14 protein-coding genes are annotated in these 20374 nt (G+C 69.8%); 13 read left to right on the top strand and 1 reads right to left on the bottom strand.

The genetic code is table 11. The features are described 5' to 3' along the window. The first annotated feature begins 4 nt into the window (after positions 1-4). From ACIREI_RS26945 to mpaM, 10 genes are all read left to right on the top strand, one after another. Positions 5-5581: an amino acid adenylation domain-containing protein gene (locus tag ACIREI_RS26945; RefSeq protein ID WP_403337707.1), complete on the top strand. Its 5577-nt coding sequence runs from the start codon at positions 5-7 to the stop codon at positions 5579-5581. Next, on the top strand, positions 5581-5790 hold the full coding sequence (locus tag ACIREI_RS26940; protein WP_403337705.1) for an MbtH family protein: 210 nt from the start codon (positions 5581-5583) through the stop codon (positions 5788-5790). Before ACIREI_RS26945 ends, ACIREI_RS26940 begins: the two co-directional genes overlap by 1 nt. Positions 5791-5848: 58 nt before the next feature. Next, positions 5849-7054 carry a cytochrome P450 gene (locus ACIREI_RS26935; RefSeq protein WP_403337702.1) on the top strand — a complete coding sequence of 402 codons (1206 nt, stop codon included), beginning with the start codon at positions 5849-5851 and terminating at the stop codon, positions 7052-7054. A gap of 23 nt (positions 7055-7077) precedes the next feature. Continuing rightward, on the top strand, positions 7078-8304 hold the full coding sequence (locus ACIREI_RS26930; RefSeq protein ID WP_403337699.1) for a cytochrome P450: 1227 nt from the start codon (positions 7078-7080) through the stop codon (positions 8302-8304). 54 nt (positions 8305-8358) lie between these two features. Next, complete coding sequence (locus ACIREI_RS26925) at positions 8359-9192, top strand: sulfotransferase domain-containing protein (protein WP_403337697.1); 834 nt, start codon at positions 8359-8361, stop codon at positions 9190-9192. A gap of 27 nt (positions 9193-9219) precedes the next feature. Beyond that, positions 9220-10440 carry a cytochrome P450 gene (locus ACIREI_RS26920; protein WP_403337694.1) on the top strand — a complete coding sequence of 407 codons (1221 nt, stop codon included), beginning with the start codon at positions 9220-9222 and terminating at the stop codon, positions 10438-10440. A gap of 70 nt (positions 10441-10510) precedes the next feature. Next, positions 10511-11989, top strand: a complete 1479-nt coding sequence (locus ACIREI_RS26915) for a tryptophan 7-halogenase (protein WP_403337692.1) — start codon at positions 10511-10513, stop codon at positions 11987-11989. Between the two features lie 16 nt (positions 11990-12005). Continuing rightward, a complete protein-coding gene (locus tag ACIREI_RS26910; protein ID WP_403337689.1) occupies positions 12006-13265 on the top strand; it encodes a glycosyltransferase in 1260 nt (419 codons plus the stop codon). Between the two features lie 10 nt (positions 13266-13275). Then, a complete protein-coding gene (locus ACIREI_RS26905; protein WP_403337686.1) occupies positions 13276-14112 on the top strand; it encodes a PIG-L deacetylase family protein in 837 nt (278 codons plus the stop codon). Between the two features lie 74 nt (positions 14113-14186). Then, a complete protein-coding gene (mpaM, locus tag ACIREI_RS26900; RefSeq protein ID WP_403337683.1) occupies positions 14187-14930 on the top strand; it encodes a daptide-type RiPP biosynthesis methyltransferase in 744 nt (247 codons plus the stop codon). A gap of 22 nt (positions 14931-14952) precedes the next feature. On the opposite strand, the gene ACIREI_RS26895 is transcribed toward mpaM, so the two are convergent. After that, on the bottom strand, positions 14953-16206 hold the full coding sequence (locus tag ACIREI_RS26895; protein ID WP_403337681.1) for a PLP-dependent aminotransferase family protein: 1254 nt from the start codon (positions 16204-16206) through the stop codon (positions 14953-14955). Positions 16207-16405: 199 nt separating this feature from the next. Between ACIREI_RS26895 and ACIREI_RS26890 the strand changes: the two genes are divergently transcribed. The 3 genes from ACIREI_RS26890 to ACIREI_RS26880 all read left to right on the top strand — a co-directional run bounded on the left by ACIREI_RS26890 (position 16406) and on the right by ACIREI_RS26880 (position 20275). Next, positions 16406-17233 carry an alpha/beta fold hydrolase gene (locus ACIREI_RS26890; RefSeq protein WP_403337678.1) on the top strand — a complete coding sequence of 276 codons (828 nt, stop codon included), beginning with the start codon at positions 16406-16408 and terminating at the stop codon, positions 17231-17233. 94 nt (positions 17234-17327) lie between these two features. After that, complete coding sequence (locus tag ACIREI_RS26885; protein WP_403337675.1) at positions 17328-19064, top strand: amino acid adenylation domain-containing protein; 1737 nt, start codon at positions 17328-17330, stop codon at positions 19062-19064. 14 nt (positions 19065-19078) lie between these two features. Continuing rightward, positions 19079-20275, top strand: coding sequence for a cytochrome P450 (locus ACIREI_RS26880; RefSeq protein ID WP_403337672.1), 1197 nt, complete (start codon positions 19079-19081; stop codon positions 20273-20275). The last annotated feature ends 99 nt before the right edge of the window (positions 20276-20374 follow it).

Below are 20374 nucleotides of genomic sequence, written 5' to 3'. Positions count from 1 at the left end.
GACCGTGACAGTTGACGGCACCCGCCCGAAGCCCCGCTCCAGCGTGGAGGACGTCTGGCCCCTTTCGCCGTTGCAGGAAGGGATGCTGTATCACACCGCACTCGACCACGACGGCCCCGACACCTACACCGTGCAGACCGTCTACGGCATCGACGGCCCGCTGGACGCTGCCCGGCTGAGGGCGTCGTGGCAGGCCGTCGTGGACCGGCACGCCGCGCTGCGGGCGTGTTTCCGCTACGTCAGCGGCGCACAGATGGTGCAGGTCATCGCGCGGGACGCCGAGATCCCCTGGCGCGAGACGGATCTGTCCGGACTGCCGGACAACGTCGCCGACCGCGAAGTGGACCGGCTGGCCGCGGACGAGGTGGCCGAGCGGCTGCACATCGAGACGGCACCACTGATGAAACTGCACCTGATCCGGCTCGGCCCGCAGCGCCACCGCCTCGTCCACACCCTTCACCACGTGCTGGTGGACGGCTGGTCGATGCCGGTCATCCACCGCGAACTGGCAGCCGTCTACGCGGCGGACGGGGACGCGTCAGGGCTCCCGCCCGCCGGGTCCTACCGGGACTACCTCGCGTGGCTGGGCCGACAGGACAAGGAGGCGGCCAGGGCAGCCTGGCGAGCGGAGTTCGCGGGGCTGGACACGCCCACCACGGTCGCCCCGGCCGACCCGACCCGCGTGCCGGACATCGACACGGTGCTGCTCGAGCTGTCCACGCGGCTGACGGCAGACCTGGCCGCACTGGCGCGCCGTCACGACCTCACCCTGAACAGCGTCGTGCAGGGCGCGTGGGCCGTCGTGCTGTCCCAACTGGCCGGCCGTACCGACGTGGTGTTCGGCGCGACCGCCTCGGGGCGGCCCGGCGACCTCGACGGCGTGGAGTCGATGGTCGGCCAGCTGCTCAACACCCTGCCGGTGCGGGTCCGCCTCGACGGCGGGCGGCGGGCCGTCGAGCTCTTCGCCGAACTGCAGCGCGACCAGTCGGCTCTAATGGCCCACCACCACCTCGGCCTGCAGGACGTGCAGGCCGTCACCGGACCCGGAGCGGTCTTCGACACACTCGTCATCTACGAGAACTTCCCCCGCAAGCGACCCGGCCGGGCGCCGGACGACGGCCTGGTCCTGCACCCGGTGAAGCGCGGGCGCAACTCCTCGCACTACCCGTTCACCCTGATCACCGGACCCGGCGAGCAGATGCCGCTCATCCTCGACTACGACCGGGGTCTGTTCGACCGCGCGGTCGCCGAATCCGTCGTCGGCGCACTGGCCCGCGTGCTGGAGCGGTTGGTCGCCGAGCCCGATGTGCTGGTCGGCCGCCTGACCCTGCTGAGCGAGGCCGAGCGCGCCCTGGTGGTGGACGAATGGAACGCGACCACGGGCCCCGTGCCCGGTGCATCCGTGGTCGAGATGTTCGCGCGGCGGGTGGCCGAGGCGCCGGACGCGGTGGCGATCACCGACGCCGACGGCGCGAATCTGACCTACGCCGAGGTCGACCGGGCCTCGAACCGGCTGGCCGGCTACCTCGCCGGTCGGGGCACAGGCCGCGGCGACCGGGTCGGGGTGGCCATGAACAGGTCACCGGACCTGCTGATCGCGTTCCTGGCGATCTGGAAGGCAGGTGCGGCGTACGTCCCGGTGGACATCGAGTACCCGGCCGAGCGGATCGCGTCCATCCTCGACGACTCCGCCGTCTCCACCGTCCTGTGCACCGAGGCCACCAGCGCCGTCGCGCCGCAGGACGCGATCGTCCTCGACGCGCCGAAGACGCGGGCGGCCGTCGACGGCTGCGCCGCCACGGCGCCGGAAAACCTGCCGAGCGCCGACGACCTGGCGTACGTGATGTACACCTCCGGATCCACCGGCCTCCCGAAGGGCGTGGGCATCCCCCACGGAGCCGTGGCCGGCCTGGCCGGTGACGAGGGCTGGAAGATCGGTCCGGGCGACGGCGTGCTGATGCACGCGACACACGTCTTCGATCCCTCGCTCTACGCGATGTGGGTGCCGCTCGCCACGGGCGGCCGCGTCCTGCTCACCGAACCGGGTGTGCTGGACGCGGCCGGGGTACGCCGGGCCGTCGAACGCGGCGCGACCGCCGTCCACCTCACCGCCGGTACCTTCCGCGCCCTGGCGGAGACGTCCCCGGAGTGTTTCGCGGGACTGGTCGAGATCGGGACCGGCGGCGACGTGGTCCCCGCACAGTCGGTGCAGAACCTGCGGCGGGCCCAGCCCGGCCTGCGGGTGCGCAACACCTACGGACCGACCGAGACCACCCTGTGCGCGACGTGGAAGCCGATCGAGCCCGGCGAGGAGCTCGGGCGGGAGCTGCCGGTCGGCCGCCCCATGACCAACCGCAAGGTCTACATCCTCGATGCCTTCCTGCGCCCGGTCGCGCCGGGAGTCGCCGGCGAGCTGTACATCGCCGGTACGGGGCTGGCCCGCGGGTACCTCACCAGCCCCGGCCTGACCGCCGGGCGGTTCGTGGCGTGCCCGTTCCTCGCCGGGGAACCGATGTACCGCACCGGCGACCTGGCGCGCTGGAACCAGCACGGCGAGGTCGTCTTCCTCGGCCGCGCCGACGACCAGGTCAAGATCCGCGGTTACCGGGTGGAGCTGGGCGAGGTGGAGGCTGTGCTGGCGGCCCAGTCCGGGGTGGTCGAGGCAGTCGTCGTGGCGCGGGAGGACCAGCCGGGCGAGAAGCGCCTGGTGGGCTACTTCGTCTCCGACGGCAGCGATGCGGGGGCAGCACAGATCCGGCGGAACATGGCCCTGGTCCTGCCCGCGTACATGGTTCCGACGGCGGTCGTCGCCCTGCCCGGCCTGCCGGTCACCGCCCACGGCAAGGTGAACCGCCGGGCCCTGCCCGCCCCGGATCTCGCCGGACACGCGTCGGAGAAGGCGCCGGAGAGCGAGACCGAGAAAGTGCTGTGCGCGCTGTTCTCCGAGATCCTCGGCGTCGACCACGTGGGGGGCGACGACACCTTCCACGACCTCGGCGGGAGTTCGGCGCTGGCCATGCGGCTCATCGCGCGGATCCGTGAGGAACTCGGCGCGGACCTGCCCATCCGGCAGCTGTTCTCCTCACCGACCCCCGCGGGTCTGGCGAGGGTGCTTGCCGCGAAGTCACGCCCCGCACTGGAAGCCGTCCAGCGGCCGGACCGGGTGCCGGTCACCACCCGCCAGTTGCGCGCCAGGCTGCTGGCCGACCCCGGCAAGGACACGGCCGGCCTCCATACGTCGGTCGCACTGCGCCTGCGCGGCCGGCTGGACGTGCCCGCGCTGGCGGCGGCGCTCGGCGACGTCGCGGCCCGGCACGACATTCTGCGCACCACCTTCCCCGGCGACGCACACAGCGTCCACCAGCACATCCAAGACGCCCTCGCGGTCGAGCTGACGCCCGTCCCGGCCACCGAGGCGGACCTTCCCGGGCTGCTCGCCGAACGGCACGAGTCGGTGTTCGACCTCACCAAGGACGTGCCGTGGCGATGTGAGCTCTTCCGACTCGCGGAGAAGGAGCACGTACTGCTCCTGCGGGTGCACCGGATCCTCGCCGACGACGACTCGCTGGACGTGTTCTTCCGCGACCTGGCGGCCGCGTACGGCGCGCGGCGCGAGGGCCGGGCCCCGGAACGCGCGCCCCTGGCCGTGCAGTTCGCCGACTACGCGATATGGGAGCAGACGCTGCTCGCGGACGAGAACGAGCCGGGCAGCCTGCCCCACGAGCAGATCGCCTTCTGGCGGGACAACCTGGCCGGCATCGACGGGGAGACGGTGCTGCCGTTCGACCGCCCGCGGCAGGCTGTCCCTTCGCGCCGGGCCGGCACGGTCGAGCTGCAGCTGGACGCGGGCCCGTACGCCCGGTTGATGGCGGCGGCGGAGCCGGCCGGCGCGGACGCGTTCCAGGTGGTGCACGCCGCGCTCGCCATGCTGCTGACCAAACTGGGCGCGGGCCACGACCTGGTGATCGGCACGACGCTGCCCCGGGACGAGGACCTCATCGACCTCGAGCCGATGATCGGACCGTTCGCCCGGCCGGTCGCCCTGCGCACGGAAGTCTCGGGCGACCCGGACTTCCTGGAAGTGGTCACCCGCGTGCAGGAAGCGGTCCAGGCCGCGCAGGAGCACCTGGACGTACCATTCGAGCGCCTCGCCGACCTGCTCGACCTGCCCGCCTCCCTCTCCCGCCACCCCGTGTTCCAGGTCGAACTCGAGGTGCTGGAGGAGGGGCTCGGCACCTGGGACGCGAGGGAACTGCCGGGCCTGCGCACCGAAGTCGAACCCGGCGGGGCCGAAGCCATGGAGCTGGACCTCGCGTTCAGGCTCACCGACGACGAGGACGGCCTCGAAGGCACCCTCCGCTACGCCACCGACCTGTTCGACCGGGACACGGCCGAGTCGGTGGCCCGGCGGCTGGTCCGCGTCCTGGAACAGGTGGCGGAGGACCCCCGGCGGCGCATCAGCGACCTGGACATCTTCCTGGACGACGCCGAACGCAGCCGTCCGGTCATCGCACCGGCGCGGTGGCACGGGGCCGCGCCCCCGGCGCTCGCCGGCCTGGCCGAGGACGGCCCGCTCGGCGCACTCCTCCTCGACGACCGGCTGCGCCCGGTCCCACCCGGGGCCGTGGGCGATCTCTACGTCACCGGGGCGGCACTGGACGAAGGCAAGTCCGGCCGGCCGACCGTGCCCTGCCCGTTCGGAACTCCGGGACATCAGATGCTGCGCACGGGCCTGCTCGCCCGGAAGACCGCCGCCAAAACCCTGCTCGTCGTGGGCGAACGGCGGCGCTCGGCCCCGGCGTTGAAGACGGGCGACTACGAGATCCTGCTGCCGCTGCGAGCCGGCGGTGATCGCCCGCCACTGTTCTGCCTCCACGCGAGTGGCGGTCTGAGCTGGAACTACCAGCCGCTGCTGCGGCATCTTCCGGCGAACCAGCCGGTCTACGGAGTGCAGGCGCGCGGCTTGGCCCGCACCGAACCCCTGCCGGGCAGCGTCGAGGAGATGGCGGCCGATTACCTCGCGCACATCCGGGCCGTGCAGCCGACAGGGCCGTACCACCTTCTCGGCTGGTCCCTCGGCGGGCGGATCGCGCAGGCGATGGCCGCGTCGCTCGAGGCGGAAGGGGAGGACGTCGGCCTGCTCGCCCTGCTCGACGCCTACCCCGTCTACATGGGACGCAACGCCACCGGCACGGTGAGCGAAGAAGCCGTGCGCGACGAAGAGGCCGTGCAAAAGCGCAAGCAGCAGGACCTGGAGCTCGCCAGCGGACTGGTCCAGGGGTCCGGCACCAGGAAGCGCCTCCAGGCGGTGATGCGCAACCTCTGGGAGGTCGGGCCGCGGCACACCGCCTCGCCCTTCACCGGCGACATCCTGCTCTTCATCGCCTCGCTGGACCGGCCGGCACATCTGCCCGTGCCGGAGGCGATAGCCAGCTGGAAGGACTTCACCAGCGGAACCATCGAGCCCCACGAAATCCCGTCCAACCACTACGACTTGGTGCAACCCGCGGCGCTGGCCCAGATTGGAGCCATCGTCGCCGAGAAACTCCATTCCCGGCCGAAGAGCGAAAGGACGCAATGATGACCAACCCGTTCGACGACGACAACGGTTCCTTTTTCGTGCTGGTCAACGGTGAAGGCCAGCACTCCCTATGGCCGACCTTCGCGGAAGTGCCTGCCGGATGGTCCCGTGTGCACGGTGAGGCCACCCGTCAGGAATGCCTCGACTACGTCGAGGAGAACTGGCAGGACCTCCGGCCGAAGAGCCTCATCCAGGAAGCCGGCGCCTGAGACCAGGGTGTCCAGCCGCTCAATGCGAACGGTTGGACATGGCGAAAGGACCTGCGCAGTGCTCGAGGAGAACAACGTTGTCCGGGGCTCGTTCGAGGAGATCAACGTTGAACTGGGCTTGGACATACACCGACGTGACCGGTTCGATCCGGTGCCGGAGCTACGCGCCCTGATGGCCGAGGGCCCCATGCCCGTACTGGGCGTCGAGGACGCCCCCGAAGGGCGGACCGCATGGCTCGCCGCCGGGTACGACGAGATCCGGCAGGTTCTCGGCTCGGACAAATTCAGCTCCAAGCTGCTCTACCGTGGCACCGCGGCCGGTTTCATATTCCCCGGCTTCCTCACTCAGTACGATCCACCGGAGCACACGCGTCTGCGCCGGATGGTGACGGGCCCGTTCGCCATCCGGCGGATACAGGGATTCCGGCCGCAGGTGGAGAAGACCGTCGAGGCCACCCTCGGCGACATCGAGTCCACCGGTGGCCCGGTGGACTTCGTCCCACATTTCGCCTGGCCCATCGCGACGACGGTGACCTGTGACTTCGTCGGCATTCCGCGCGACGATCAGGCGGAGCTGTCCCGTGCCCTGCACGCCAGCCGGGCCGAACGGTCGGGCAAGCGGCGCCTGGCGGCGGGAAACAAGTTCTGGGCGTACATGAACCAGGTCGTGACGCGTACCCGCCGCGATCCCGGTGACGACCTGTTCGGCGTCGTGGTGCGCGAGCACGGCGACGAGATCACCGACGCGGAGCTGATCGGCGTGGCCGCGTTCGTCATGGGTGCGGGCGGGGACCAGGTGGCCCGCTTCCTCGCGGCGGCCGCATGGCTGATGGTCGAGGAGCCCGAGCAGTTCGCCGTTCTGCGGGACAGGCCGGACACCGTGCCGGACTGGCTGGACGAGGTGGTCCGGTACATCACCAGCGACGAGAAGACCACACCGCGCGTCGCGCTGGAGGACGTGCACATCAGTGGGTGCCCCATCAAGGCGGGCGACACCGTCACCCCCTCGTTCCTGGCCGCGAACCGCTGGAACTTCCCCGGCCCGGACGACCGGTTCGACATCACCAGGAAAAAGCCCGTGCACGTCGCGTTCGGGCACGGCATCCACCACTGCCTCGGCCGGTCGCTGGCCGAGATGGTGTTCCGGGTGGCGATCCCCGCTCTGGCCCACCGCTTTCCGACCCTGCGGCTGGCCGAACCGGATCGCGAGATCACGTTGGGACGGCCGCCGCTCAACGTGGAAGCCCTGCGGCTCAACTGGTAGCGCCGAGGCTAGGAGGAGAACCAATGGCAGGGGAGGAGCTTCCCGCTGATGCGTCGAGTGATCACGACCCGCGCCCCCTCCACGTACGCAGGCAGGGCCTCGATCCGGCGGACGAACTGCTCGCGGCGGGACCGCTGACGAAAGTCACCGTCGGATCCGGAGCGGACGCCGAGACCCGCTGGATGGCGACCACGCACGCCGTCGTCCGGCAGGTGATGGGCGATCACAAGAGGTTCAGCACACGGCGGCGCTGGGACCGGCGGGACGAGATCGGGGGTGAGGGCATCTTCCGGCCGCGTGAGCTGGTGGGCAACCTGATGGACTACGACCCGCCGGAGCACACCCGGATGCGGCAGAAGCTGACTCCCGGCTTCACGCTGCGCAAGATGCGGCGTCTGCAGCCTGCCATCGAACAGATCGTGACCGAGCGTCTCGATGCCATGGAGCAGGCGGGATCCCCCGCGGATCTGATCGGGTCCGTCGCCGATGAGGTGCCCGGGGCCGTGCTGTGCGAGCTGATCGGCGTGCCCCGGGACGACCGGGTCATGTTCATGCAGCTGTGTCACGGGCATCTCGACGCTTCACGGAGCCGGAAGAGGCGGGCGGCGGCCGGCGAGGCGTTCTCCCGCTACCTGTTGGCGATGATCGCCAGGGAACGGAAGGACCCGGGCGAGGGGCTGATCGGAGCCGTCGTCGCCGAACACGGCGACACGGCGACGGACGAGGAGCTGAGGGGCTTCTGCGTCCAGGTGATGCTGGCCGGCGACGACAACATCTCCGGAATGATCGGGCTGGGTGTGCTGGCGCTGCTGCGGCACCCCGAGCAGATCGCCGCGTTCCGGGGCGACGAGCGGACGGCGCACCGGGCGGTCGATGAGCTGATCCGCTACCTGACGGTCACCTATTCCCCGACACCCCGCATCGCCATGGAGGACGTCACCATCGGGGACCAGGTGGTCAAGAGGGGGGAGAGTGTCATCTGCGCGCTTCCGGCGGCGAACCGTGACCCCGCCCTGACGCCGGATCCGGAACGTCTTGACGTCACGCGTGAGCCCGTCCCGCATGTCGCGTTCGGGCACGGCGTCCATCACTGCCTGGGAGCCGCTCTGGCCCGCCTCGAACTGCGGACGGTCTACACCGCTCTGTGGCGGCGCTTTCCTGGGCTGCGGCTCGCGGACCCCGCCCATGAGGACATGTTCCGCCTGACCACCCCCGCGTACGGACTGACGGAGCTGATGGTCGCTTGGTGATCGTCTGGGATGACTGCTGTGACCGGTGACGCAAACGACCGCAGAGGAGCAGGTATGAACGGAATCCGGTGGATCGCGTCGTATCCCAAGGCCGGAAACACGTGGCTCAGGTGCATGCTCGCCGCCTACATCACGGGAGAGGCACCGAAGGTCTGGAACGACGTGTATGCCACGACCCCCGTGCTGGAGGGAATGCTGCGGCACGGCGATCTGCCGCCGATGGAGCCGACGGCACCGATGCTGCTGAAGACGCATTTCAGGGCCGATGTACCGGTGCTGGACGTGCTGCGGAAGCCGACCGTCAAGGTTCTCTACCTCGTGCGCAACCCGAGGGACATCCTGCTCAGCTCGCTGCGCATGGCCGCGATACCCCTCGACGACCTGGACAGAAGCCGCGCCTTCGTCCGCGCGTTCATCGCCACGGAGGGCCATCAGATGGCGGCACTCTCGCCGCGGGCCGGTATCGGGTCGTGGCCGGAGAACGTGCGGAGCTGGACCGAATCGCCGGGTGACCGCTTCCCCGACGCGGACCTGCTGACGGTGCGTTACGAGGATCTGCGGGCCGATCCGGTGGCACGGTTCGCCGAGATCATGGAGTTCCTCGCCCTCGGGGAGCCCGTCGAGATCGACAACATTCGCCGCGCGGTGCAGGCCAGCACCCTGGAACGGATGCGTGAGCTGGAGCGGGAGAGCGCGCGGGTGGGCGGCGGGACGTCCCCCGCCGGCCAGGAGGCCGGCGGTGACGGGCCGGAATTCGTGGGCGAGGGCCGGTACGGCGACCGTTCACTGTCCTTCCTGGGCGAGGAGATCGAGTCCGCCTATCAGGAGCTGCTGCACGGCGACACTGCATACGCCCATTACGCCAAGCAGTACGGGTACGCCGACTAGCCGGCCAGCGAAGGAGATACCACTCGTATGGGGCAGGGTACGGATCAGGCAGCGCCGCTCCTGCGCGAGCCGCCGAACTTCAAGATGAGAACGAACTGCGATCCGCATACGGACAACTTCGATCTCAGAGCGCATGGCCCGCTGTTCCGAATCACCGGGGAGGCGTCCGAGCAGCTGGGCAGGGACTACGTGTGGCAGGCCTTCGGGTACGACGTCGTGCGCCGGATACTGGGCGACCACGAGAATTTCACGACCCGGCCCCGCTTCACCCAGGGGAATGCGGCGGAGCGCGTTGAGCCCCAGTTCGTCGGGCAGATATCGACCTACGATCCGCCCGAGCACACACGCCTGCGGAAGATGCTGACACCGGAGTTCACGGTCCGGCGTATACGCAAGATGGAGCCCCATATCCAAGGCCTCATCGACGACCGGCTCGACATGATGGAGGCCGCGGGACCACCCGCCGACGCCCAGCGGGATTTCGCCGATCCGATCGGCGCGGGTGTCCTGTGTGAGCTGCTCGGCATCCCCCGGGACGACCGACGCGAGTTCGTCCGGCGGCTGCGGCGGAACGTCGATCTGAGCCGTGGGCTCAAGGCGAGGGCCGCCGACAGCGCGGCGTTCAACCGGTACCTGGACAACCTGATCACCCGGCAGCGCAGGGACCCCGGCGAGGGGCTCCTCGGCATGGTCGTGCAAGGGCACGGGGACAACATCACGGACGAGGAGTTGAAGGGCCTGTGCATGGCGCTGATCCTCGGTGGTGTCGAGACCGTCGCGGGGATGATCGGCTTCGGGGTTGTCGCGCTGCTGGACCACCCCGACCAGATACCGTTGCTTTTCGCGGGCCGCGAGAAGGCCGATCGCGTAGTTGCCGAACTGGTGCGTTATCTGTCGCCCGTGCAGGGGCCGAATCCCCGTCTGGCCCTCAAGGACGTGGTCATCGACGGACAGTTGATCAAGGCCGGGGACTATGTGCTGTGCTCGGTTCTCATGGCCAACCGGGACGACGCGCTGACGCCCGATCCCCACATCCTCGACGCGAACCGCGAACCGGTCTCGGACGTCGGATTCGGGCACGGCATCCACTACTGCGTGGGCGCGGCGCTGGCCAGGGCGATGCTGCGCATCTCCTACCAGGCCCTCTGGCGCCGGTTCCCCGGGCTGCGGCTGGCAGTGCCCATCGGCGAAGTGAAGTACCGCAACGCGTTCGTCGACTGCCCGGACCAGGTGCCCGTCACTTGGTAGCCGTCGAGCGGCGCACGCTCGGAGAACTGGCCGCAACACAATGACCCGCAACAAAGGAAACGGTGGCGAGATGTCGGTCGAAGAATTCGATGTAGTGGTGGCCGGCGGCGGGCCGGGTGGTTCGACCGTGGCCACCTTCGTGGCCATGCAGGGCCATCGGGTGCTGCTGCTGGAGAAGGAGAACTTCCCCCGGTACCAGATCGGTGAGTCCTTGCTGCCCGCCACGGTGCACGGCGTGTGCCGGATGCTCGGCGTCGCGGACGAACTGGCCGATGCCGGGTTCCCGGTGAAGCGGGGCGGCACGTTCCGCTGGGGCGCTCGCCCGGAGCCCTGGACGTTCCACTTCGGCCTCTCCGCCCGGATGGCCGGCTCGACGTCGTACGCCTATCAGGTCGAGCGGGCGCGATTCGACGAGATCCTGCTGAACAACGCCAGACGCAAGGGTGTGGTCGTGCGGGAGGGGTGTGCGGTCACCGACGTCATGGAGGACGGCGACCGTGTCACCGGCCTGCGTTACACCGATCCCGACGGCAATGAGCGTGCGGTGTCGGCGCGCTTCGTGATCGACGCGTCCGGCAACAAGAGCCGGCTGTACGGCAACGTCGGCGGCGCGCGGAACTATTCGGAGTTCTTCCGCAGCCTGGCGCTGTTCGGCTACTTCGAAGGCGGTAAGCGGCTGCCCGAGCCGGTCTCGGGCAACATCCTGAGCGTGGCCTTCGACAGCGGCTGGTTCTGGTACATCCCGCTGAGCGACACACTGACCAGCGTCGGCGCGGTCGTGCGCAGGGAGGACGCCGAGAAGGTCCAGGGTGACCGGGAAAAGGCGTTCAACTCCCTGATCGCCGAGTGCCCGATGATCTCGGAATACCTGGCGGACGCGACCCGGGTGACGACCGGCACGTACGGGGAACTGCGGATCCGCAAGGACTACTCGTACCAGCAGACGCACTTCTGGCGGCTGGGGATGGTCCTGGTGGGCGACGCCGCGTGCTTCGTGGACCCGGTCTTCTCCTCCGGGGTGCATCTGGCGACCTACAGCGGGCTGCTCGCGGCGCGGTCGATCAACAGCGTCCTCGCGGGCGAGCTGGACGAGAAGACGGTGCTGACCGAGTTCGAGGCCCGGTACCGCCGCGAATACCAGGTGTTCTACGAGTTCCTCATGTCGTTCTACCAAATGAACGTGAACGAGGACTCGTACTTCTGGCAGGCCAAGAAGGTGACGAACGCTCAGAACACCACCGACATCGAGTCGTTCGTGGAGCTGGTCGGCGGGGTGTCGTCCGGTGAGACGGCGCTCACGACGGCGGACAGGATAGCCAAGCGCAGCGCCGAGTTCGCCGCGGCCGTGGACCAGATGGCAGGTGGCGACCAGGAAAACATGGTGCCGATGTTCAAGTCACAGGTGGTCAGGCAGGCGATGCAGGAGGCAGGCCAGGTCCAGATGAAGGCGCTGCTCGGCGAGGACGCCGAGCCCGAGCTGCCACTGTTCCCCGGCGGCCTCGTGACCTCGCCCGACGGGATGAAGTGGCTGCCTCATCAGCCGGCCTGAAAGCAGGGGGTGCGACATGCGCGTATTGCTGACGACGTATGGCAGCCGGGGAGACGTCGAACCGCTGGCGGCACTGGCGGCGGGGTTGCGGGAGCTGGGCGCGCAGGCGCGGGTGTGCGCACCGCCGGACTGCGCGGAGCGGCTGGCCGAGGTCGGTGTGGAGCATGTGCCGGTCGGCCCGTCGGCGCGTGCGCCGAGACACGGCACCGCGCCGCCGACGCCCGAGGACATGCTCAGGTTCTCGGCCGAGGCGATCGCCACGCAGTTCGACCAGCTCCCGGCAGCCGCCGAGGGGTGTGACGCGGTGGTGACGACTGGTCTGCTGCCCGTCGCGATCGGGGTGCGGTCGGTGGCCGAGAAGCTGGGCATCCCCTACGTCTACGCCTTCCACTGCCCGGTCTACGTGCCGTCGCCGTACTACCCGCCGCCGCCGCCCCTCGGCGAGCCACCCGCCCGGGACGTGACCGACATCGGGGCGCTGTGGGAGCGGAACAACCAAAGCGCCTATCAGCGCTACGGCGGTCCGCTCAACGACAGGCGGGGCGCGCTCGGCCTGCCACCCGTCGAGGACATCTTCAGGTTCGGCTACACCGACCACCCCTGGCTGGCGGCGGACGCGGTCCTGGCCCCGCTGCAGCCGACGGACCTCGACGCCGTGCAGACCGGCGCGTGGCTCCTGCCGGACGAACGGCCCCTTTCGACGGAGCTGGAGGCGTTCTTGGCTGCCGGGTCACCGCCGGTGTACGTGGGCTTCGGCAGCCTGCGCACGCCGGCGGACACCGTCCGGGTGGCCGTGGAAGCGGTCCGGGCCCACGGGCGCCGGGTGATCCTCTCCCGCGGCTGGGCCGATCTGATCCCGCCCGACGACCGGGCGGACTGCTGCACCGTCGGGGAGGTGAACCAGCAGGTGCTGTTCGGCCGGGTGGCCGCCGTCATCCACCACGGCGGCGCGGGCACGACGCACGTGGCCGCACGGGCAGGCGCCCCCCAGGTCGTGGTCCCCCAGATCGCGGACCAGCCGTACTACGCCGGCCGGGTGGCCGAGCTGGGCATCGGGGTGGCACATGACGGCCCGGCCCCGACGTTCGACTCCCTGTCCGTCGCGCTCGGCACAGCCCTTGCCCCGGAAACCCGCGCGCGGGCGACGGCCGCGGCGGGCACGATCCGCGGCGACGGAACACGGGTGGCCGCGGAGCTGCTGCTCGATGCGGCCGACCGGGAACCACACCGGCCCGTCCAGTCCTCACTCGTTGCTACGCGGCAACGCCGTTCATAGATTGACTGCCATGTTTCGTGGCTCCGACCGGACCCGACTACTGGTGATATCCCCTCATCTGGACGATGCGGCCCTGTCCTTCGGGGCCGGCCTCGCCCAAGCGGTGCAGGACGGTGCACAGGCGACCGTCTTCACGGTATTCGCCGGCACCCCTTCACCCCCCTACTCCCCGGCGGCGCAGCGATTGCACGGAATCTGGGGCATTCCGCCGGATCACGACGCATCGCTGCACCGCCGGAAAGAAGACATCGCCGCGCTCGACCACCTGGGGGCCGACCACCGGCACGGCCGGTTCCTCGATGCCATCTATCGCAAGTCGCCGGACGGCCGATGGCTGGCCGACAACGTGCCGGGCCGGCAGAAGGTGGCCATCAGCAGGCGACCGGCACAGGGCGACGCGGCTCTGTTCTCCGCGGTGAAGGCCGACATCGAGTCGGCCGTCGACGCGTGTGCTCCGACGCTGATCGTCACGTGCGCGGCCGCCAACGGTCATATCGACAGCGAGATCACCCGGGACACCGCGCTGTTCACGGCGCACGAGCACGGCATTCCGGTGCGCCTGTGGGAAGACCTTCCGCACGCGATCTTCGGGCTGGACGCCGCCGAGCTGCCGAGGGGCTTTCATCTCGGCCCTGCCGACTTCAGCTCCGTCGGGGCGCAGGCGCGGACGTGGAAATTCGAGGCCCTGAAGCGCTACGCGTCTCAGATGTCGATGCTCAACGGGCCCGACAAGGACTTGTTCGCCCAGCTGGAGAACCATGCCCGGGAAAGCTCGCCCCACGGCGGATACGGCGAGAAGACCTGGGCTGTCGTCCGACCAATGTCGACCAGGAGGTTGGCCTCATGAGTAATCAGCTGGAACACGGCCCGGTTCGGACGACTCGCGCGGACGCTCTGCTGGCCTCCGTAGGTGAGCGAGGTGTGCTGCGCAGCTTCTACGACGACGACGCCGGGTCCGATCTGATGCAGGATGCGGACGGCGTCTCGGAGGCACAGGAGATGGGCGCCCGCATCCGTTCCGCGTCCGGACCGGTCCTCGAACTCGCCGCCGGAACGGGCCGGCTGACCTTCCCCTTGCTGGCGCTCGGGTTCGAGGTGACTGCACTGGAGCTGTCGCCCGCGATGGTCGCCGCCCTTCGGCAGCAGCTGGCGGACGAGCCGGCAGATCTTCGGGACCGGTGCACCGTGGTGCAAGGAGACATGAGCGCCTTCGTCCTGGGCCGGCGCTTCGGGGCCGTGGTCATCAGCTACGGCTCGATCAGCCTTCTGGAGGACGCCGGCAGACGTGGCTTGTACGCGTCGGTTCGCGAGCACCTCGAGCCCGGCGGGACCTTCCTGATCAGCATGGCCGATACGGGCGGGTCGCAGTCGCTCGAGCGTGCTCAGGAGCTGTCAGGTCGCAGCGGCCGACGGTACGTGCTGCACGTGCGGCGGTCGCCGGCGGAAGCGATCCAGGACATCACCGTCTACCCCGCCGATGACGCGTCGGACCCCTTCGTCGTCTGCACGAGTCGCCTGCGGCTCCTGGAGCCGGATCAGGTGGTACGGGAACTGGAGCAGGCCGGATTCGACGTGAGGGAGCCGGCTTCGTTCAGGTCCGCCGGGGGCAGCGGCCGCCACGACGCCCTGTTGCTGCAGGCGTCCTTGCGGAGCGATCCCTCATGACCCTCCCGGCCCGGATCACGGATCAGGGGAGGCGCGCGGTGATCAGCGCGGCGAGCCGGGAGACGGCCTCCTCGATGAGCGCCGGTGTGAGCAGGCTGACCGAGAGCCGGAGTTGACTGAACCCGTCCTTGCCGCCGTAGAAGTGATGCATCGGCGTGAACAGGACGCCGTAGTCGCCGGCGGCGTGTTCCAGCAACGCGTCGTCGACGACGAAGGGCACGGTGACGGTGACGAAGAAACCGCCCTTCGGCGCGTTCCAGCCGACCCCGGGGCAGCCGCCGAGCCTGCGGGTGAGCTGGCCCAGCGTGTGCTGGAGGTTGCGTTGGTAGATGGCGATTTCCCTGGCGTTGGCCTTGACCAGACTGAAGTCGTTGAGCAGGAGCTTTCCGGCGATCACCGCTTGCGCGACGGGCGAGGTGTTCACCGTGAGCATGCCCTTGAGCTTCGAGAGCTGGTCGGCGAGCAGGCCGCCCCCGGCCACGTGCTGATCCGCCACGACGTAACCGACCCGGGCGCCGGGCATGCCGGTTTTGGCGAAGGAGCCGATGTGGACCACGGTCCCCGACCGGTCGAGCGCCTTCAGCGTGGGAAGGCGCTCGGACCCGAAGACCCCGTACGCGTTGTCCTCCAGAAGCAGGATGCCGCCCGCCTCGGCGACCTCCAGGAGCCGGTGGCGGGCGGGCACGTCCATGCTGGTGCCCGTCGGATTGGCGAAGTCGGGCGTCACATAGCAGGCCCGGACGCGCTTGCCCTGCTCGTCGGCGCGTTTCAGCTGGAGGGCGAGGTCCTCGGGGTCGATGCCATTCTCGGTGGACCGGACCGGCCGGACCGGGGTGTCGGTCAGCAGCGCGGCCCCGGTCAGGCCGACGTAGGTGGGGGCGGGGGCGAGCAGCACGTCCCGCTCGTCCGCCCGCAGCGCGCGGAGAACGAGGAACATGGCCTCCTGCGCGCCCACGGTGACGACCACGGACTCGGGGTCGGCCTCGACGTTCTCGTCCACGGCGAGGTTGCGGGCGATGAGATCGGTGATGACGCCCTTCGTGGTGCCGTACTGGAAGAGCGTGCGGGTGACCTCCGCCTCGGTCAGCCCCCGATCGTTGCGGAGGTGGTCGCAGTAGGCGTCGATGTACTCGTGGATGAGACGGACGTCGAAGAACTCTTCGTACGGGCGGCCCGCCGCCATGGAAATGGCCGCGGGATATTCGCCGACCAGCTCATTGAGCAGGTTCATCGACGAAATGGCCGGATCGGTGAGCGAGCCGTGCAGAGTTTCCATGCTCAAGCGCGTGGACAGACCGTATGAATTCATGAATGCCAGGGTTTTTCATAGGCGGTCGAGGTGTCAAGCCGACGGCCGTGGACGCATGTCTCCGGCGCGTCCGAAATAGCGGATGTCTATGGCTGCTCTTCCATATGCTCGATATCCGAAGGTACGGTCGCACATATGCCACAGCATCTGGTGGGGGAGGACCGGCATGTTGATGACAACGGAGAACGGAATTCGGTTGTCCTACCACGACCACGGAAATACTTCGCCCGTCCTGTTGCTGACCGGCACGGGGGCCCCGAGTTCGGTGTGGGACCTGCACCAGGTGCCCGCGCTCCGCGCCGCCGGATTCCGGGTGATCACCATGGACAACCGCGGGATCCCGCCCAGCGACGACGGCGCGGACGGCTTCACCATCGACGACCTCGTCGCGGACGTGGCCGCCCTGATCGAGCACCTCGGGGTGGCGCCGTGCCGCGTGGTCGGCACCTCGATGGGCTCGTACATCGCGCAGGAGCTGGCACTTGCCCGCCCCGAGCTGCTGGCATCGGCCGTGCTGATGGCGGCCTGCGGCAGGAGCAGCCTCGTCCAGCGGTTGCTGGCGGAGGCCGAGGCAGAGCTGATCGAACGCGGTACGGAGCTGCCGCGGGGGTACCTCGCCGCCGTCCGCGCCATGCACAATCTGGGGCCCGCGACGCTCACCGACGACGACCTCACCGCCGACTGGCTCGACCTGCTCGAGGCGTCGGGTACGGGGGGCCCGGGGATCCGGGCCCAGCTGCTGCTGAGCGCGTTGCCCGACCGCATCCAGACCTACCGCGCGATCAAGGTGCCCTGCCACGTCGTCTCGTTCGAGCACGACCTCGTGGCGCCGCCGGCGGCCGGACGGGAGCTGGCAGCCGCGATACCCGGCGCGACGCACCGCACGATCCCCGGGTGCGGGCACTTCGGCTACTTGGAGAACCCGGAAGCGGTGAATCGCGAGCTGATCCGGCTCCTGCGCGCCGAGCCCGCGCGATGGGAGGAGACCGCATGACACCCCTTGAGCCGGCCCGCGGCAGTCAGCCGGGCCGTGCCGGACGCCCCGTCGACCCGAGCGCCGACGCGCGCGGAGCAGCGAAGGAGCAGGTATGACCGGCGCGATCGTGCCGCCGTCCACGGCGCCCGCACTGTTCGAGGCGACCGCTGCGGCACTGCCGGACCGCCCGGCGGTGGCGATGGGTGACACCACACTGACCTACGCCGAGCTGAACGCGGAGGCCAACCTTGTCGCCCGCCGCCTCGTCGAGCACGGAGCCGGCCCGGAGCGGCTGGTCGCCACGGTGATGCCGCGGTCGATCGAGTTCCTCATCGCGGTCCTGGCCGTGCACAAGGCCGGTGCCGCGTACGTGCCCGTCAACCCGGACTATCCGGAGGAACGCAGGCGGCAGATGCTTGACGACGCCTCAGCGCACTGCGTGCTGTCCCTGCCGGGACAGGACGTGGCCGGCGCTCCTGTCGCCCTGAGCGTGGAACGGGAGCCGTCTCGGTCCGCGCCGGACCTGGCCGACCACGACCGGCTCGGCGCCTTGCTTCCCGACCACCCCGCGTACGTCATCTACACCTCGGGCTCGACCGGACGGCCGAAAGGCGTGCTGGTCACGCATCGCGGGATCCCGAACCTGGCCGCCGACTACATGCGCCGCCAGCGGCTGCTGCCGGACAGCAGGTTGCTGGCGTTCGCGTCACCCAGCTTCGACGCCTCCGTCGCCGAGTTCTGGCCGATCTGGCTGGCCGGCGGCTGCCTGGTGCTGGCTCCCGCGGCGGACCTCGTCCCGGGCGAACCGCTCGCCCGGCTGGTGCGCGACCAGAGCATCACCCACATCACCTTGCCGCCGTCGGCGCTGGCGCCGCTGGAGGAAGCCGGCGGCCTGCCCGCAGGGCTGACCCTCCTGGTCGCGGGCGAGGCGTGCCCGGCACCGGTCGCGAAACGCTGGGCCACCGACCGCGTAATGATCAACGCGTACGGCCCGACCGAGGCCACGGTCGCGGTGACCGCGAGCGAACCACTGACCGGCGACGGAACGCCGCCGATCGGCAGGCCGATCACCAACGTTCGCACGTACGTCCTGGACGACCGGCTACGGGCCGTCCCGGACGGGGACGTGGGCGAGCTGTACATGAGCGGCCCCGGCCTCGCCCGCGGCTACCTGAACCGGCCGGCGCAGACCGCGCAGCGGTTCCTGCCGGATCCGTTCGGCACGCCGGGCGACCGTATGTACCGCACCGGCGACCGGGTACGGGCGCGCGCGGACGGCCAGCTCGTCTTCGTCGGCCGCGCCGACAACCAGCTGAAGGTCCGTGGTCACCGGATCGAGCCGGGCGAGGTCGAGGCCGCCCTGTTCGAAGTGGACACCGTGGCCCAGGCGGTGGTGACCGAGCACGAGAACAGGCTGGTCGCCTACGTGGTCGGCACGGCGGGCGCGCCGGTGCCGGCCGAACACCTCCTGGCACAGCTGCGCGGACGGTTGCCCTCCTACCTGGTACCCGACGTGGTCGTCGCCCTGCCGCGGCTGCCGACATCGCCGAACGGCAAGGTCGACCGGGCCGCCCTGCCCGACCCCGAGGACGCCGGACGCGCGACATCGGGGCGAGAGCCGAGCACCCCCACGGAGATCCACCTGGCCACGTTGTTCGCCGAAGTGCTCGGCGTCAGCAGCGTCGGCGTCGAGGACAGCTTCTTCGAGGTCGGCGGCCACTCGCTGCTCGCGACTCGGCTGGTGGCCCGCATCCGCGAGAGCCTGCACGTCCGGCTGCGGGTGCAGGCCTTCTTCAACGCGCCGACCGTGGCACAGCTCGCCAAGGTGCTAGACGGCGCACCGACGTGACCTGGAGACCCTCCATGCGAACGAAGACCGCCGACACGACCGATCTCGGCAACCCCGACCTGTACACGACGCTCGACCGGCACGCCCGCTGGCGGGTGCTCGCGGCGCAGGACGCGATGGTGTGGAGCGAGCCGGGCAGTTCACCCACCGGCTTCTGGTCCGTGTTCTCGCACCGCGCGTGCGCCGCGGTCCTCGCGCCCTCCGCGCCGTTCACCTCCGAGTACGGGATGATGATCGGCTTCGACCGCGACCATCCGGACACCTCGGGCGGCCGGATGATGGTGGTCTCCGAACGGGAGCAACATCGCAGGTTGCGCAGGCTCATCGGACCACTGCTCTCCAGAGCGGCCGCGCAGGAGCTGGCGGAGCGGGTGCGGACCGAGGTGCGCCGCGTGCTCGACCAGGCGCTCGACGGCGGCGTGTGCGACGTGGCCCCGGCGATCGGCTCACGCATCCCGGCGGCGGTCGTGTGCGACATCCTCGGCGTACCGGCCGGGGACCAGGACATGCTCATCGAGCTGACCAATCACGCGTTCGGCGGTGCGGACGAATTGTTCGACGGGATGACGCCGCGTCAGGCCCACACCGAGATCCTCGTCTACTTTTACGAGTTGATCACCGAGCGGCGCGAGCGCCCTGGTGCCGACCTCGTCAGCACGCTGATGGCAGAAGACAGCCTCACCATCGACGATGCCCTGCTCAACTGCGACAACGTACTGATCGGCGGCAACGAGACCACCCGGCACGCGATCACCGGCGCGGTGCACGCGCTCGCCACGGTGCCTGGCCTGCTGACCGGCCTGCGCGACGGGAGCGCGGATGTCGGCACTGCCGTGGAGGAGGTCCTGCGCTGGACCTCGCCGGCGATGCACGTGCTCCGGGTGACGACCAGCGAGGTCACGGTCAACGGCCGTCACCTGCCGCCCGGCACACCGGTGGTCGCGTGGCTGCCCGCCGCGAACAGGGACCCCGCCGAGTTCGACGACCCCGACGCGTTCCACCCCGGGCGAAAGCCCAACCGGCACATCACGTTCGGCCACGGCGTGCATCACTGCCTCGGTTCCGCACTTGCCCGAATTGAACTGTCGGTCGTATTGCGCACATTGGCCGAGCGGGTCTCACGGGTGGAACTGGTGCGGGAGCCCACCTGGTTGCGCGCGATCGCCGTGCAGGGGTACCGGGAACTCCCGGTGCGGTTCACAGGGCGCTGAACCCGGGAGCCGGTATCCACGACGCCTGTGCCGAGGGGCGTCAATTTGACACCGTTGATGAGAAATCGCCTCGCAGCCATGCTGTGAATAGGCATCTAT

Source organism: Streptomyces sp. NPDC093591 (genome assembly GCF_044764885.1).
Taxonomy (GTDB): domain Bacteria; phylum Actinomycetota; class Actinomycetes; order Streptomycetales; family Streptomycetaceae; genus Streptomyces.
Note: the sequence above shows the minus strand (reverse complement) of the source record. Positions and strands in the feature narration are given on the sequence as shown.